Source organism: Mycobacteriales bacterium, from assembly GCA_035690485.1.
Taxonomy (GTDB): Bacteria; Actinomycetota; Actinomycetes; order JAFAQI01; family DASSKL01; genus DASSKL01.
In genome coordinates this window covers 15,951-30,383 of the sequence record DASSKL010000071.1, presented here as the reverse complement: position 1 = coordinate 30,383, position 14,433 = coordinate 15,951, and the positions used below count along the sequence as shown (strand labels likewise).

The window sequence follows — 14,433 nt, the reverse complement described above, 5'->3', positions numbered from 1 at the left end:
CTCCCCGACGGCTCCGTTGCCGCCCATCTGCGGTCTGATCGGACGCTGCGACCGGTCAGCCGCCGACTTCCTCGGCGGCGCGGGCGAGGCCCTCGGTCACCGCGGCGAGCTCGGTCTGCGCGCCGGTGCCCAGCGCCTGCACCCGATCGGCGATGACGCCCGCCAGTTCCTGCGCGCAGCTCTCCAGCGTTGCCTCCGTCTCCGCAAGCCTGATCCCGCCGACGGCATGGACGACCCGCACACCGGGCAGCCCGGAGACGACGGTGGGCTCGAACCTCCACTCGCCGACCGTGAGACCGGCCGGCGACTTCTCGCGGCCGAACAGGGACTTCTCGGCCTGCGCCCACGAGCAGCCCGGCACGTTGCCGAGTGCCTGCAGCGCCCAGGCGCCACCGTCCGGGTGCTGCGCGGCCGCCTGCAGGGCTGCGGTCAGCTGCGCCCGGCTCATCCGGTGGGCACGACCAAGGCGGGCAGCTCGCCGCGCTGGTCGCTGATCCGCCTGATGCCGGTGCCGGAGACGTAGAACTCGAGGGTGTGGCCGCCCCAGACCCATTCCTTGGTCTCGGTGTTGACGCCGACGACGCCCTCAGCCCCGTCCCGCTCGGCCTCCGACTGCAGCCTCGACATCGCGAGTTCACGGGCGTCGTAGAAACCCTGTGTCCACTGCGGCATCTCAGTGTTGCGACCGACCTGCTTCATCGTCTGCAGCAGACCCTGCACGGCGATGTGGTAGACGCAGGTCCCGAGCACGAACGACACCGGGCACCAGCCGACGTTCAGCAGCTGGAAGAACTCCTTGACGCCGAGGTGCGAGGTGAACGGCTCACCGTTCGGCCGCCGGTAGCCCGATCCCTGGCCGTCGCTGCGGCGCACCGCCGTACCGATGGCGGTGAACTCGATCGACTCCGGGCCGTGCGCGCGGTAGCCGAGCTGCACGCCCACGACACCGTCCGCGTTGACCTTCTTGGTCTCGGCGACGAGACGCGCGATGGCGTTCATCCGCGCCTGGTACATCGCCTGCGTGAGCACCTGGTACTCACCGGCGGCCATGCCGCGCGACGGCTGGAAGCCGACGTGGTAGACGGACACCCCCATCACGAACTCGACGGGCGCGAAGCCGGTGTGCTCGAGCAGGGTGAACTCGGGGACGGACAGGTCCGACGTGAACAGGCGACCCGCTTCCGCCAGTCGTCCTTCCGCCGTCGCGTCAAGCGCTTCGCTCACGGCGCCGACAGTAGACCCGCGGGTGGCCCTTCACTAGGAGAACTCACGGGTCACGACCTATCGAGCCGGCGCGCTAGGAGACCAGCGAAGCGGCATCCATGAACGCGGTGAGCTCACGGTCGATGTCGGCGCCCGCGGGTTGGTAGGCCACCTCGGTGACTCCGGAGTCGGCCATCGCGCGGAGTTTGTCGGCCACCTGCTCTCTGGTGCCGCTGGTCGTCAGCGCGAGAAGGGCCTCGCCGCTGACGTAGGGACGATCGCGTTCGGTGAGCGCGACCAGGTGGTCCTCGTGCACGGCGAGGTGGCGCGTGCGCGGGTCGAGCGTCTCGATCATCGCGGCCCACTCGGCGCCGCCGGGGATCGCGGCCAGCGCATCCCGGTTGTGCTCGTAGAGGAAGTGGAACAGCACGCTGACGGCCGGGCCGGCGGCTTGCAGGGCTCGCTCGGAGCCCGGGTCCTCGCCGTCCTCGAGCACGGTGCCGAACGTCAGCGCGGCGGCCCAGTCGAAGCCGGTCACCGTCGCCCCCGCGGCGAAGACACCGTCACCGACGGCGCGTGCGACCTCGGTACCGACCGGACCGGCGGCGCCGATGATGAGCGGGACGTCGACCGGCCGGTCGGCGACGAAGCCCTGCGGATGGATCATCCGGATCGTGGCCCCCTCCCACTCGACGTCCTCACCGCGCAGGAGCGCCCGGAGCGCTTCGACGTACGCCCGCACCGCCGCCCACTTCACGGGCTTCTGGCCGAGCACGAACCGACCGGTGAAGCCGGAGCCGACCGCGACCACGACCCGCCCGGGCGCCAGCGCCTCCAGGGTGGCGATGGCTGCGGCGTTGGTCATCACGTGCCGGTTGCTCGGCACGAGTACGCCGGGACCGAGGGCGATCCGGTCGGTGATCTCGGCCGCCTTCGCCAGGATCATCCAGACATCGGGGTAGAGCCCCGGACTGTCGTAGCACCAGGCGCGCTTGTAACCGAGCGACTCCGCGCGCGCGATGTGCTGCGGCGTCTCGAGCGAGGTGGCGAAGGCACAGGAGATGTCCATCGCGCAACGCTACCGAGAATCAGGCCCGGTCTGGGGCTGCGGACCAGTCGTCGCTGCCCTGCGCGATGGCGGCCAGGCGCCGCTGCAGATCCTGATCGGTGCTGCGGTGCAGGCCGGAGCCGAAGCTGATGCGCGCGATGCCCAGGCGTAGCAGTTCCGCCAGCGTCGGGTCCGTGGGCCGCACCATGCCGTTGACCGGCCCCGGGTGAGACGCGGCGAATTCCGCGAGCTGCTCAGCATTGGCCAGGATCGGGTAGACGCAGTCGGCGCCGGCCGCGACGTACTCCGCTGCGCGCTGCAGCGACAGCGCCACGCGTTCGCCGGCACTGCCGACCTGCTGCACGAACACGTCGACCCGCGCGTTGACCACGATGTCGACACCCTGCTGCTGCGCAGCCTCCTTCACGTCGGCCAGGCGCTGCGCCTGCACATCAACCGGGACCAACGCGCCGCGCTCCCGGTGGTCGGTGTCCTCGAGGTTGCAGCCCACGACGCCTGCGGCGAGCAGCCGTGTGACCAGCTCGTCGGGGGACAACCCGTAGCCGGACTCGATGTCGGCAGTGACCGGGACGTCGACGGCGGCGGCGATGCGGGCAGCTGCCGCGAACATCTCGTCGGCCGGGATGCGCTCGCCGTCGGGATAACCCAGGGCTGCCGCCACCCCGCCGCTGGTCGTCGCCACCGGAAAGCCCGCAGCCGCGACCGACCGGGCACTCGCGGCGTCCCAGGCGTTGGGCAGCACCAGCGGGCCGCCCGCGTGATGGGCGTCCCGCAGCTGTGCCGCGAGCGTGGAAAGACGCCGTACATCGAGATCGCTCATGCGGCGAGCGTGTCAGGCGACGCGTCGCGCCATCAAGCAGCAGGCCGGATGAAGGACCACCACCTGATGACCTGCTCGAGGCACGCGGGCTCGCCGAGCGCGCGGCCACTGTCGCGGGCCCACTCCCGCACGTCGTCGCAGGCGGCCCGGATCTGAGCCGCCGAGTAGGGCCAGGTCCACGAGTGGATCTGCGCCTCCCAGTCGGCCAGGTCCCCGCCCAGGGTGCGCTCGACGGGCACGCGGATCTCTGGCAGCGGCAGCGGCGCGACCCCGAGCCGCTCCGCCACCGGATCGACCGACGAGACTCCTGGCCGCCGGTGCTCGATCCCGTGGCCCCGGAAGATGCGCGCGATGTCCTTGCTCCACGGCGCGGGCGTGCCGCCGCCGAAGTCGACGAGAAACGGCGCACCCGGCCGCAGGACCCGCCACACCTCGTCCACCACGGTCGTCCACTCGGGGATGAGGTGCAGCACGTGGCAGGCCAGCGCCCCGTCGAACGCCGCGTCACGGAACGGCAGCGCCGCGGCGTCGGACAGCACCAGGGGAAAGGGCTGGCGCCCACCCGCGTTGGCGACGAGTCGCGCCACCATCGCGGCCGCGACGTCCGTGCCGACCAGCCGCACCCCGCGCGCGTGCAGCGGCAGCGCGATCCGCCCGGTGCCGACCCCGATCTCGAGGGACGGGCCTGCACCGCGCAGTGCATCGGTCAGGACGTCGGCGACCTGACGTTGGACGTCGGGCGATAGGCCGCGGGTGGCGTCGTAGTAGCCGGCGGCGCGATCGAACGACCCGAGGCTCACGACCGCGGGCCGAGACCCGCCAGCCCCAGCACGGCAGCGACCGGCAGCGCGGTGCGCGGGTGGAACTGCTCCCGCCACAGGCCGCCGTGGTTGGCGGCCTCCATGAACAGCTGGTGCGGGTGCGCGAGCGGCGTGGCCGGGTTGGCCGCCGCGGACGGCTCGTGCAGGTCGTGCACGAGGACCGCGGCCATCAGCGTGTTCGACGTGGCGGGGTCGAAGATCTCGACGCCGAACAGGGGTGCGCCCCGGTATGCGGCGGCGAGGATGCGGTTCTTCATCACCGACCGCGTGCGGGTGGACGGCGCGACGTGCGCAGAGGTCAGTACGCCGTCGTGCCGGGCGACGACCGCCCGCCAACGCTGCAGACGCTTGGCCAGGGCATAGTTCGGCCCCTGCTGCGTGACCAGTGCATCGGCGATGCCAACCGGTCCGGCCTGCGTGGTCACCGTGCCGGCGTAGTGAGGAGCGAACAGCCGGCCCCCGGTCATCAGCCGCAGAGGTCGGTAGACGCCGCCCCGCCAGCCCTGGTGCGCGAAGCGCTCCTGCGCGGCAGCCGCGGCTTCGGGAGGTACGACGAAGACGTCGGTAGGCGTCGCGAGGTAGGCGACGGCCACGTCGCCGCGCTGCGCGAGCAGTTCGGCGGTGATGCTGTCGGCAGCCATCGCGACCCGCACGAAGGACGAGCCGTCGGCGTACGCATAGTTGCCGACGACGATCGGCCCGTCGACGCCGCCGATCCAGTCGAGGATCTCCGGGGTCTCGGTCAGCAGGTCGGCGCCGGCCTGCTCGAGGTCGGCGTTGTCGTGGACGGGGGCGTGCACCACGCCGCTGCCGGCCCGGGCGGTCGCGGCGATCCGCTTCCAGATCGTCGGCCGGGCGACGTCGACGGCGAGCACACTGGCGCCCCACGCGGTCAGCGGCTGCAACGGCCCCATCTCCGCACCGGCGCCGAGCAGGACCACCTGCCGGTCGGGCACGGCGAGCCAGTCCGGGTTGGCCATCACCCGCCGGATCACCTCGGCGAACGACGGCTCGGCGATGTCGCGCCCCACCCAGTCGTCCAGCTGCCGGTGCAACTCGTCGCCGCGAAGCTGCCGTCCGCGGTAGGGGACGACGAGCTCCCGCTGGCGCACGCCCTCGCCCTTGACGCTGGTCGTGCCGAGAGCCGCGCCCCGTCGGGACGGCAGGCCGGCGGCGAGCGGTCGCTCCTCCTGCGCATCGGCGAACACCAGCTCTGCGCGCAGCCGGTCGAGCCCGGTGCGGGCGATGCGCACCGCTGCGTCGGTCGTCCCCGCCTCCGCCTCGAGGACGGCGCGCAGGTGCCGCGGGTAGCGCTTGCGCCAGGCGGTCTCGCCTTCGATCGCCGCCGCCGTGCGCGCGTCCACGTCGCGCACGGCGGCGGCGAACACCTGCCGCGCCGTCTGCGTGGTGCTGCGCCGCCCGCCTACCTGCGGGAACTGGATGCCGCGGGCGTCATCAGGCTTCTGTTCCGTCACACACCGATGCCATCGGTTACCCGCGAGTAGAGCAAGTCGGCGCGGTCCGGCTCACCGCTTGGCGCCGCGCCCGGTCAGAGCGTCGCGCAGCCGGTCGACGAGACCCACCAGCGGGCCGACCATCTTGTTCCCAGGCGGCGTCTTCGGCGACGACGGGTGCGGCCGGGTCGGAGCGATCTTCTTCGCGGTCTCCAGCTTGCCACCGAGCTCGCGCAGCTGCTCGGGGGTGCACGCCTGCTGCAGCCGCGGGAAGAGCTCGCCCTCCTCCTCGGAGACGTGCGCCTTGATCTGCGTCACGAGCGTGCGGAACGCCGCGTCGAACTCGATGTTGTCGGGGCTGAGCCCCTCGAGCTTCTTCATCGTCTTCTCGGCCTCGGAGTGCTCCGAGATCTCGCGGTCGGCGATCTGGTCGCCGTCGGGCAACGCGTCACGGACCGCCGGGTAGAGGTACTCCTCCTCGGCGATCGAGTGGCGGATCAGCTCGGTGACGACCTCTTCGGCGAGGTCCCGCTTGCGGGACAGCGTCTTGTCGTCGTTGCCGGTGCAGGCCTCGATCTTGCCGAACAGCGTCTCCGCCTCCCGGTGGTCCTTCGTGAGCAAGGTGATGGCGTCTGTGGCTGCCATGGGGATCTCCTGTCTGTACGACGTGCCGTCGAGATTCCCGCCCCGCTCGGCCACGAATCTGCCGCTGCCACGTCCATCTGCGGGGCGCTCCGTCGCCGGATCGCGACGATTCGCCCGCGGTACCGTTAGGCGTTCCGCGAGGTCCTGGCTCGTCGCGTCGGAAGTGAGGCCTGTCGTGGTGACTTCCGCATGGGAGGGCAGCGCGGCAGAGGTCGGCAACCGGCGACAGCTCTCGGCAGAGATCGCGGCGCAGCTGCGCGACGAGGTGATGTCCGGCAAGCTTCGCCCCGGTGAGTTCATCCGGCTCGAAGCGGTCGCGCAACGGCTGGGCACGAGCGTCACCCCCGTGCGCGAGGCACTGCTCCTGCTCCGCGGCGAGGACATCGTGCGGCTGCTGCCGCGGCGCGGCTTCGTCGTCTCGCCGCTGAGCCGTCTCGACGTCGAGGACCTCTTCGAGGTCCAGGCTCGCCTCGCCGGCGAGCTCGCCGCGCGAGCCACCGCGGGCGTCGACGACGAGCGCATCGCCAAGCTCGACGACATCAACGGGCGGCTCACCGTGGCCGTCGCCGAGGGCACGCCGCGGCAGATCCAGACGCTGGAGTACCTCTTCCATCGCACGCTCAACACCGCAGCCGGGTCGCGCAAGCTCGCCTACCTGCTGCGCAGCGCCTCGCAGTACCTGCCGCAGAACTTCTACAGCGCCGACCCGCAGTGGCGGCGCGCGGTCACGCGCGACCACAAGGCGATCCTGTCGGCGCTTCGCGCGGGGGACGCCGACGGCGCGCGAGACGCGACCGCGGCCCACATCATGGCCGGCAGGGAACGGCTGCTCCGCCACCTCGACGAGGTCGGCTTCTGGGTCGAGGCCGACCAGGCCGGCCTCGAGGTCCACTAGCTCCCAGGCGGCCCGCTCAACCGCCGATGACGGCGTTGATGCGCAGCGCCAGCTCGAAGTCGAGGCCGGTGACGCCGCCGGCCGAATGGGTCCAGACCACGAACGTCACGCCGCCGTCCTGCTGCTCGATCTGCGCGTGATGGTCGAGCTCTGCCTGCACCCGGTCGACCTCCCCGAGCAGCGCACTCAACCGCTCGGCCGGCAGCGCCACGCTGCGTCTGATCCGCTGCGAGTCCCCCGACCAGCCGGGAAGCTCGGCGAGCCGTCGCTGCACCTCGGACTCGTTCAGAAGCTCGGGTCGCGCCATGCCCTCAGCCTGCCACCGGCGCTCACGGCTCACGCATCGTCAGCCAGTAGGGCGTCGGGGCCGGGATGCGCGCCAGGGGCGAGTCGATCGTGCCGAAGCGGTCGTCACCGAGGTCCCACGAGGCGTAGGCGGCGGCCAGCTCCTCGCGGCTGCGGGCGACGAAGTTCCACCACATGACGATCCGCTCCTCGAAGGGCTCACCCCCGAGCAGCATCGCCCGGGTCTCGACGTCGGCGTCGAGGGCGAGCTCGTCCCGGCCGCGGCCGAGGTAGCCGAGATGGCCCGGCCCGAGCGGCGCGCCGTCCACGACCAGCCGGCCGCGCAGCACCACGACGGCGTACTCCCACTGCGGTCGCAGCTCGACGAGGACCCGCCCGCCGCCCAGGTGCAGGTCGGCGCCGACGAGCGGCGAGTCGTGGCGCGCGCTGCTGCCGGCACCCATCAGCTCGCCGACCAGCACGGTGGCCGCGCCGCGGTGCAGGTCGACAGCGGGCAGGTCGGTGTGGTGCTCGAACCGTGCGCCCGCCGTGCGGGTCGCGTCGGGCTGCGCGATCCAGAGCTGGATGCCCTCGAGCTCGCCGCGGTAGTGCCCGGTCGCCTCCTCGCTGTGGCTCACCCCGCCCCCGGCGGTCATGAGGTTCAGCTGCCCGGGGCTGATGATCTGCTCGCTGCCCAGGCTGTCGCGATGCAGCACCTGGCCGTCGAGCAGCCAGGTGACGGTCTGCAGCCCGATGTGCGGGTGCGGGCCGACGTCGAGGCTCGCGTTCTCCGTCACGCTCGCGGGGCCCATGTGGTCGGCGAAGCACCACGCTCCCACCGTGCGGCGGGTGCGACGCGGCAGCGCGCGTCGCACCCGGAAGCGGCCGACGGTCGCCAAGTGGCTCTCGCTGATCTCGACCTCGGGCGCGGTCGGCTCCCCGTGCTCGGGGACGGCTGCTGCGTCGACGGTGCTGACGGGTCCGCTCATGCCCTCACTGTCCTCGGCACCGCGCCGCCCGGCGAGCCGGCGGCCGGCCGGTTAGCCGTGGCGATGATGCTTGCCGCCGTGCCCGAACGGCAGGTTCTGCGGCGGGACGGCCGGCTGCGGCTGAGGCGGCGGCTGGGCGGCCGGCGCCGCCGGGGCGGGCGCGGGCGCGACGCTGTAGGCGGGGAAGGGCGCCGCCGGGACCCCGGCCAGTGCCGCGGTCATGAAATGCTGCCACAGCGTGGCGGGGAGGGTGCCGCCGGTCACCGTCGCGACTCCTTCGACGTCGTGCAGGGTGTGTGACGGGCTCGGGTAGCCCATCCAGACCGCAGTGACGAGCTGCGGGGTGTAGCCGACGAACCAGGCGTCGGCGGCGTTCTCGGCCGTGCCGGTCTTGCCGGCCGCCGGTCGGCCCGGCAGGGTCGCGCCCTTGCCGGTGCCGTTGGCGATGACGTCCTGCAGCGCGTAGGTCACGCCCGCGGCGATGCTCGGCGGCATCGCCCGGTGCCGCACCGCCTTGTGCTGGTAGACGACGCCGTGCCCCGGCCGCACGACCTTCGACACGAGGTAGGGCTCGACCGCGACGCCGCCGTCGGCGAACGTGCCGTAGGCCGTCGCCTGGTCGACAACGTGTACGCCGTAGATGCCGAGCGCGATACCCGCATCGGCATAGCCGTGCGTACCGTGCAACGGCACCGACGCCGGGATGCCCGCGCCGTGCGCGAGGGCGGCCACCTGGTTGGGACCGACCTGCGCGGCGAGCGGCACGTAGACGGTGTTGACCGACTGAGCGGTCGCGTCGAGCAGCGTGCAGGGCGTGCACTGCTCGTTGTTGAAGTTGAGGACCGGGTGCGGGTAGCCGGGCACCGTCTTCGGGCTTGACCCGTCGAAGGGCTGGCTGAGCGGGATGCCGTGCTCGAGCGCGGTCGCGAGGACGTAGGGCTTGAAGGACGACCCGGCCTGACGGCGTGCGTCCAGCGCCGTGTTGACCTGCGACGCGGGGTACTTGCCGCCGTAGTCGCGGCCGCCGTAGAGCGCACGGATCGCGCCGTCGCCGGGCACCTCCGCGACGAGCCCGGACAGGGGGTCGGTCGGCGGACCGGCGCGCAGCACCTGCTCCTCGGCGGCCACCGCGGCCCGCTGCATCCTGGGGTCGATGGTGGTCGTCACCTTCAACCCGCCGGTCTCGATCTCCCGGTCGCTGAATCCGTGTCGCCGCAGCTCCTGCTTGACCGCCTGCACGAGGTAGCCGCGCGAGCCGTTGTATGCCTGCGCGGCGGAGGCGTGCGGCGGGACCGTCTTCGGGAACTGCAGCCGGTCGGCCTCGGCCTGCGCCAGGTAGCCGTCGGCGACGAGGCGGTTGACGACGTAGTGCCATCGCGTCTTCGCCGCCTGCGGGTTCAGCGCCGGGTCGAGCGAGCTCGGGGCGTTGATGACCCCGGCGAGCAGCGCCGACTGCGCGGTGTCGAGCTTCCACAGCGGCTGACCGAAGTAGGCCTCGGCCGCAGTGTCGACGCCGTAGGCGTGCCGGCCGAAGTAGACGGCGTTGAGGTAGTCCTGGAAGATCTGGTCGGCCGGCTGGGCCTGCGCCAGCTTCACCGCGAGGACCGCCTGCTGCAGCTTGCGTCCGATGCTGCGCTCGTCGTTGAGGTAGGCGATCTTCACGTACTGCTGCGTCAGCGTCGAGGCGCCCTGGATGCTGCCGCCGGCGAGGTCACGGAAGCCGGCCTCGAGCGTGCGCCAGGGATCGATCGCCGGCGCCGAGTAGAAGCTGTCGTCCTCCGCGGCCAGCACGGCGTGCCGCAGGTCGAGTGGCACGTGTTGCAGCGGCACGTTCTTGCGCATCACCTGCCCCACCGTCGCCAGCGAGCTGCCGTCGGCGAAGGAGAACGTGGTCGCCTGCGCCGTGGCCGACGCCTTGGGCTCGGGCGTGGGCGTGGTGAGGTAGACGACCGCGAACACCGCCCCGGAGATCAGGGCGAACGCTCCGAAGATGCCGCCGGCGATCTTGAGCACGAGCAGGGGCGAAGGCCAGGGAACGCGGGGCATTCGTGCTCCCTACCCGCCAACCCGGCGAGCCGACACCCAGGAGTAACGGCCCGGATTCGGGTACACCACCCGACGTGGTCTGGTTGTCGTGGCTCGCCGTGGCGCTCATCGTCTTCGCACTCCTCTACGCCGTCGTCTACGTCGCGGCTCTGCTCGTGCGCGTCGCGGCCGAGGTGATTCGCACCCAGCGCGCGAAGCGCGAGGGAACTCCCGGCGCGGCGCCGTACCCGTCGTCGGAGCGCGAGAAGCAGCCGGTACGCCGGTAGGCGCGGGCAGCGCCTCACGTATGGTCGGCATCGTGACGACGAAGCGCTTCGACCTGGGTCGGGTCGGTATCTGGACCGGAGTTCTCGACGCCCTGCCCTCCGCAGAGGCTCGGCGGGTCGCCGGTGAGCTCGAGGAGCTCGGTTTCCCGACGTTGTGGATCCCGGAGACGGTCGGGCGCGATCCGTTCGTCACCGCGACGCTGCTGCTCGACTCCACCGAGCGCCTCCACATCGCCACCGGTATCGCGAACATCTGGGCGCGCGACGCGGTCACGATGGCCAACACCCAGCGCAGCCTCGAGGAAGCGTTCCCCGGCCGCTTCCTCCTCGGGCTCGGCGTCAGCCATCACCACCTGGTGGACCGGGTGCGGCACCACGACTACTCGAAGCCCTACTCGAAGATGGTCGGCTACCTCGAGGAGATGGATCAGGCGATCTTCCGCGGGGTCGGGCCGAAGGAGCGCTCCGCGACCGTGCTGGCGGCGCTCGGGCCCAAGATGCTGCAGCTGGCCGCCACCAAGGCCGACGGCGCGCACCCCTACTTCGTGCCGGTCGAGCACACGAAGACGGCACGGGAGATCCTCGGGCCCGGCCCGATCCTCGCGCCGGAGCAGATGGTCGTCATCGACAGCAACCGTGAGCGGGGCCTCGAGACGGCCCGCAAGGGCATGGCCGTCTACCTGCGGGCGCCCAACTACGTCAACAACCTCAAGCGGCTCGGGTTCAACGACGACGACGTGGCCGACGGCGGTAGCGAGCGGCTCGTCGACGCGATCGTCGCGGTCGGGCCGGTCGAGAAGGCGGTCGACCGGGTGCAGCAGCACCTCGACTTCGGGGCCGACCACGTCTGCGTCCAAGTGCTCGGCGAAGACCTCGCGGCACCCCCGCGCGACGGCTGGCGAGAGTTGGCGCAAGCGGTGAAGACGCTCTAGGCACGCATGTCAGGATCTGGGCCATGACCTCCCACCACCGCTCCCGCGCGTCCGGCCTTCCCGCCACCGCGCTCGCCATCCTGACGCTGGCCGTGGTTGCCGCCGGTTGCGGCGGCTCGTCGGGCGGTTCCGGCGCGTCGGGCACCGCGTCGATGTCGAACATGCCGATGTCGTCGGCGTCGTCGAGCGGCGGTTCGTCGACGCCGGTGTCGGGGTCGACGATCAGCATCAAGAACTTCGCTTACTCACCGGCCACGCTGACCGTCGCGCCGGGAGCCCGGATCACGGTGCGCAACAACGACACGGCCCCGCACACGGTGACCGCCAAGGACAAGTCGTTCGACACGGGCACCATCGACCCGGGCAAGACGGCGACGTTCACCGCACCCACCAAACCCGGCACCTACGACTACATCTGCACGATCCACCCCTACATGAAGGGCACGCTGATCGTCCGCGGCTAGACCGGCTCGAGCGGCGCGTCCAGCGGAGCAGGGCCGACGTAGACCGCGCGCGGGCGTAGCGGCGAGGGGTGCGCGTACTCCTCCAGCGCGTGCGCGAGCCAGCCCGCCGTGCGGGCCACCGCGAAGACCGCCTCCCCCGCGCCGGTCACCATGCCGGCCACCGCGGTCAGCGCGGCCAGCGAGAAGTCGATGTTCATCATCGGCAGGCCCCGCGCGGCGAACTCTGCGAGCAGCGCCTCCGCCGCCTGCAGCCTCGGGTGACCCGGTGCCGCCGCGCGCACGAGGTCGAGCAGCACCCGCGCGCGGCCGTCCGCCTCCCGGTAGACCATGTGCCCGATGCCGGGGATGCGCTCGCCGCGGCGCAGGCGCTCGCCGATCACCGCCGCTGCACTCTCCGGCTCGCGGACCTCGGCGAGCATTCGCTCGGCACCCAACGTCGCCCCGCCGTGCATGGGGCCACCGACGACGCCGAGGCCGGCGCTCACCACGGCATAGGGATCGGCCTGCACCGAGGCAGCGACGCGCGCGGCGACGGTCGAGGCGGCGAGCTCGTGATCGGCCAGCAGGATCAACGCGGCGTCGAGCGCGCGCAGCAGGCCTGATGCCGGCGGGGTCCGGGCCAGCCTGGACCACAACCGCTCGGCGATCGCCGGGCCCGGGCGGCGGCGCCTCTGCGCCGGCAACGCCTCGACCATGCCCGCGATCATCGACCTGCCGACCGCGGCCACCGATTCGGGTTCCAGTGCGAACCGGAGCGGGTCGCTCATCGCGAGCGTGGTGACGACGACGTGCAGCCGATCCAGCGGGAGGGCCGTCTCCGGCAGCAGCGTCTGCGCGGCCGCGGCCGTTGCCGCCGCCGCCGGGTCCGCCTGCCACGGCGTAGCGGTAGGCGCCTCCGGGCCGCTCCAGAGCCACTCCGCCACCTGCTCGAAGGTCGCGGTCCGCGCCAGGGCCAGCGCGTCACGCCCCCGGTAGTAGGGGCGGTCGTCGCCGAGCGTGGTGATCGCGGACTCGATCGTCAGCTGCTGGTCCTGGCTGGGCGGGTGCGCCCGCCGGCGCAGCGCCGCCACCTCGGCCGCGTCGAAGAGGCTGCGCCGCCCGTCGGCATCGCGACGGGAGCGCAGCAGGCCCCGGCTCACGTAGGAGTAGAGCGTCGCCGGCTTCACCCCGAGGCGCCGGGCCGCCTCGGCGGCATCGACCCAGTCGCGAGCCGCCATCCGCCACCCTCTGACATTGATTGTGGAATCAATGTTGATCGATGTCGCTCCAACTGTCAATGTGAGAGGCGAAGAACGAGCCCGACAGGAGGACGCATGCCCCAGATCCACTTCCTCGACGTGACCAACCGCGACGGCGTCCAGACGGCCCGGACCGGGTTGTCGAAGTTCGGCAAGACGATGGTCAACGTCTACCTGGGGCGCCTCGGCGTGGCGCAGTCGGAGATCGGCTTCCCGTTCCTCTTCCACGAGGTCCCCTACGTCCGCGCGCAGATCGCGCTGGCCGAGGCGGGCGCGTTCGGAGATCTGCGCCTCTCCGGCTGGTGCCGCGCCGTGCCCGCCGACGTCGAGAAGGCCGCGCCGCTGGGTCTGCGGCACTACAACCTCTCGATCTCGACCTCCGACTACATGATCGCCAACAAGTTCCGCGGGCGGCTCGATCGCGATGCCATCGTCCGGGAGATGACGGCGGCGGTGCGGCTGGCCAAGCAGGCCGGCGCTACCACGGTCGGCGTCAACGCCGAGGACGGGTCGCGCACCGACGACGCGTTCCTGCGTGAATTCGCCCTCGCGGCGAAGGAGGCCGGCGCCGACCGCGCGCGCTACTGCGACACGATCGGCGGTGACACTCCCGACCGCATCCGCGAACGGTTCGCCAAGCTGGCGACCGACACCGGGCTGCCGATCGAGACGCACTGCCACAACGACCTCGGCCTCGCCGTCGCCAACTCCGTGTCCGGTGCGCTCGGCGATCTCGACGCGGGCCAGGATGCTTGGATCAACACCTGCATCAACGGCATCGGGGAGCGGGCCGGCAACGCCGACCTGCTGTCCACGATCCTCGCATTCCGCCACGGGTTCGGGTTGTCCCCGGCGGAGATCGGCGACCCCATCGACCTGTCGTGGGCACGGCGGTTCGCCCTGTGGGCGTCGTACGCGCTCGGCCAGCCGCTCCCCCTCAACCAGGTCGGCGTGGGGCGCAACGCGTTCGCGCACGAGTCGGGGATCCACGCCGACGGCGCGCTCAAGGACCACGGCAACTACGAGCTCTACGACGAGCAGACCCTCGGTCCGTTCCCCCACGACTGGCACGGCCGGGAGGGACGCGTCGTCCTCACCGGCGAGTACGGCGGGAAGGCGGGGTTCCGGCACGTGATGGACGGGCTCGGGCTGGACAGTCCCGACGAGGAGCTGGCGTTCCAGGTCGTCCAGCTGTGCAACGCGATGTCCGGCCGGCCGCTCACCGACGACGAGCTCGGCCTCATCGCCCGCTACCCACGCGAGCTGGCGCTGCTGTTCCCGGGGGCACTGGACGCCGCTGCCTGAG

The 14,433-nt window shown here is 72.0% G+C and carries 16 protein-coding genes; 5 read left to right on the top strand and 11 right to left on the bottom strand.

Features of this window, described 5'->3' with window-relative positions; genetic code table 11:
* Positions 1 to 55: 55 nt before the first annotated feature.
* The 7 genes from VFJ21_10060 to VFJ21_10030 form a co-directional block, all read right to left on the bottom strand.
* Positions 56 to 448 carry a DUF5073 family protein gene (locus VFJ21_10060; protein HET7407462.1) on the bottom strand — a complete coding sequence of 131 codons (393 nt, stop codon included), beginning with the start codon at positions 446 to 448 and terminating at the stop codon, positions 56 to 58.
* Complete coding sequence (locus tag VFJ21_10055) at positions 445 to 1,224, bottom strand: heavy metal-binding domain-containing protein (GenBank protein ID HET7407461.1); 780 nt, start codon at positions 1,222 to 1,224, stop codon at positions 445 to 447. The genes VFJ21_10060 and VFJ21_10055 overlap by 4 nt, the downstream gene beginning before the upstream one ends.
* Positions 1,225 to 1,297: 73 nt before the next feature.
* Entirely contained in the window at positions 1,298 to 2,272 is a 975-nt protein-coding gene (locus tag VFJ21_10050) for an LLM class flavin-dependent oxidoreductase (GenBank protein ID HET7407460.1), read from the bottom strand.
* 19 nt (positions 2,273 to 2,291) lie between these two features.
* A complete protein-coding gene (locus tag VFJ21_10045) occupies positions 2,292 to 3,092 on the bottom strand; it encodes an isocitrate lyase/phosphoenolpyruvate mutase family protein (protein ID HET7407459.1) in 801 nt (266 codons plus the stop codon).
* 32 nt (positions 3,093 to 3,124) lie between these two features.
* Positions 3,125 to 3,892 carry a class I SAM-dependent methyltransferase gene (locus tag VFJ21_10040; protein HET7407458.1) on the bottom strand — a complete coding sequence of 256 codons (768 nt, stop codon included), beginning with the start codon at positions 3,890 to 3,892 and terminating at the stop codon, positions 3,125 to 3,127.
* Complete coding sequence (locus tag VFJ21_10035) at positions 3,889 to 5,388, bottom strand: hypothetical protein (GenBank protein HET7407457.1); 1,500 nt, start codon at positions 5,386 to 5,388, stop codon at positions 3,889 to 3,891. The genes VFJ21_10040 and VFJ21_10035 overlap by 4 nt, the downstream gene beginning before the upstream one ends.
* A gap of 51 nt (positions 5,389 to 5,439) precedes the next feature.
* On the bottom strand, positions 5,440 to 6,012 hold the full coding sequence (locus VFJ21_10030) for a hemerythrin domain-containing protein (protein ID HET7407456.1): 573 nt from the start codon (positions 6,010 to 6,012) through the stop codon (positions 5,440 to 5,442).
* Positions 6,013 to 6,187: 175 nt separating this feature from the next.
* Between VFJ21_10030 and VFJ21_10025 the strand changes: the two genes are divergently transcribed.
* Positions 6,188 to 6,907, top strand: coding sequence for a GntR family transcriptional regulator (locus tag VFJ21_10025; protein HET7407455.1), 720 nt, complete (start codon positions 6,188 to 6,190; stop codon positions 6,905 to 6,907).
* Positions 6,908 to 6,923: 16 nt separating this feature from the next.
* Here the strand turns inward: VFJ21_10025 and VFJ21_10020 are convergent, their stop codons facing one another.
* The 3 genes from VFJ21_10020 to VFJ21_10010 are packed head-to-tail and all read right to left on the bottom strand — an operon-like array spanning position 6,924 to position 10,227.
* Positions 6,924 to 7,214, bottom strand: coding sequence for a 4a-hydroxytetrahydrobiopterin dehydratase (locus VFJ21_10020; GenBank protein HET7407454.1), 291 nt, complete (start codon positions 7,212 to 7,214; stop codon positions 6,924 to 6,926).
* Between the two features lie 22 nt (positions 7,215 to 7,236).
* Positions 7,237 to 8,181, bottom strand: coding sequence for a pirin family protein (locus tag VFJ21_10015; GenBank protein ID HET7407453.1), 945 nt, complete (start codon positions 8,179 to 8,181; stop codon positions 7,237 to 7,239).
* A 51-nt stretch (positions 8,182 to 8,232) separates the two neighbouring features.
* Entirely contained in the window at positions 8,233 to 10,227 is a 1,995-nt protein-coding gene (locus VFJ21_10010) for a transglycosylase domain-containing protein (GenBank protein ID HET7407452.1), read from the bottom strand.
* A 74-nt stretch (positions 10,228 to 10,301) separates the two neighbouring features.
* Between VFJ21_10010 and VFJ21_10005 the strand changes: the two genes are divergently transcribed.
* The 3 genes from VFJ21_10005 to VFJ21_09995 are packed head-to-tail and all read left to right on the top strand — an operon-like array spanning position 10,302 to position 11,889.
* Positions 10,302 to 10,493 (top strand): hypothetical protein, encoded by a 192-nt coding sequence (locus VFJ21_10005; GenBank protein HET7407451.1) that lies wholly within the window; start codon positions 10,302 to 10,304, stop codon positions 10,491 to 10,493.
* Between the two features lie 32 nt (positions 10,494 to 10,525).
* The gene (locus tag VFJ21_10000; GenBank protein HET7407450.1) at positions 10,526 to 11,425 is read left to right on the top strand and encodes an LLM class F420-dependent oxidoreductase; all 900 of its coding nucleotides are present in this window, start codon (positions 10,526 to 10,528) and stop codon (positions 11,423 to 11,425) included.
* A 23-nt stretch (positions 11,426 to 11,448) separates the two neighbouring features.
* The gene (locus tag VFJ21_09995) at positions 11,449 to 11,889 is read left to right on the top strand and encodes a cupredoxin family copper-binding protein (GenBank protein HET7407449.1); all 441 of its coding nucleotides are present in this window, start codon (positions 11,449 to 11,451) and stop codon (positions 11,887 to 11,889) included.
* On the opposite strand, the gene VFJ21_09990 is transcribed toward VFJ21_09995, so the two are convergent.
* Positions 11,886 to 13,106, bottom strand: coding sequence for a citrate/2-methylcitrate synthase (locus VFJ21_09990; protein HET7407448.1), 1,221 nt, complete (start codon positions 13,104 to 13,106; stop codon positions 11,886 to 11,888). The two genes, VFJ21_09995 and VFJ21_09990, sit on opposite strands and share 4 nt — an antisense overlap.
* 96 nt (positions 13,107 to 13,202) lie before the next feature.
* Here VFJ21_09990 and VFJ21_09985 point away from each other — a divergent pair, with 96 nt between their 5' ends.
* Positions 13,203 to 14,432, top strand: coding sequence for a hypothetical protein (locus tag VFJ21_09985; GenBank protein ID HET7407447.1), 1,230 nt, complete (start codon positions 13,203 to 13,205; stop codon positions 14,430 to 14,432).
* The last annotated feature ends 1 nt before the right edge of the window (position 14,433 follow it).

What these genes read in the sequence shown, in the direction of transcription:
- VFJ21_10060 (HET7407462.1), bottom strand. Translation starts at nt 448, where the DNA reads ATGAGCCGGGCGCAGCTGACCGCAGCCCTGCAGGCGGCCGCGCAGCAC.
- VFJ21_10050 (HET7407460.1), bottom strand. Translation starts at nt 2,272, where the DNA reads ATGGACATCTCCTGTGCCTTCGCCACCTCGCTCGAGACGCCGCAGCAC.
- VFJ21_10045 (HET7407459.1), bottom strand. Translation starts at nt 3,092, where the DNA reads ATGAGCGATCTCGATGTACGGCGTCTTTCCACGCTCGCGGCACAGCTG.
- VFJ21_10030 (HET7407456.1), bottom strand. Translation starts at nt 6,012, where the DNA reads ATGGCAGCCACAGACGCCATCACCTTGCTCACGAAGGACCACCGGGAG.
- VFJ21_10020 (HET7407454.1), bottom strand. Translation starts at nt 7,214, where the DNA reads ATGGCGCGACCCGAGCTTCTGAACGAGTCCGAGGTGCAGCGACGGCTC.
- VFJ21_10015 (HET7407453.1), bottom strand. Translation starts at nt 8,181, where the DNA reads ATGAGCGGACCCGTCAGCACCGTCGACGCAGCAGCCGTCCCCGAGCAC.
- VFJ21_10010 (HET7407452.1), bottom strand. Translation starts at nt 10,227, where the DNA reads ATGCCCCGCGTTCCCTGGCCTTCGCCCCTGCTCGTGCTCAAGATCGCC.
- VFJ21_09995 (HET7407449.1), top strand. Translation starts at nt 11,449, where the DNA reads ATGACCTCCCACCACCGCTCCCGCGCGTCCGGCCTTCCCGCCACCGCG.
- VFJ21_09990 (HET7407448.1), bottom strand. Translation starts at nt 13,106, where the DNA reads ATGGCGGCTCGCGACTGGGTCGATGCCGCCGAGGCGGCCCGGCGCCTC.
- VFJ21_09985 (HET7407447.1), top strand. Translation starts at nt 13,203, where the DNA reads ATGCCCCAGATCCACTTCCTCGACGTGACCAACCGCGACGGCGTCCAG.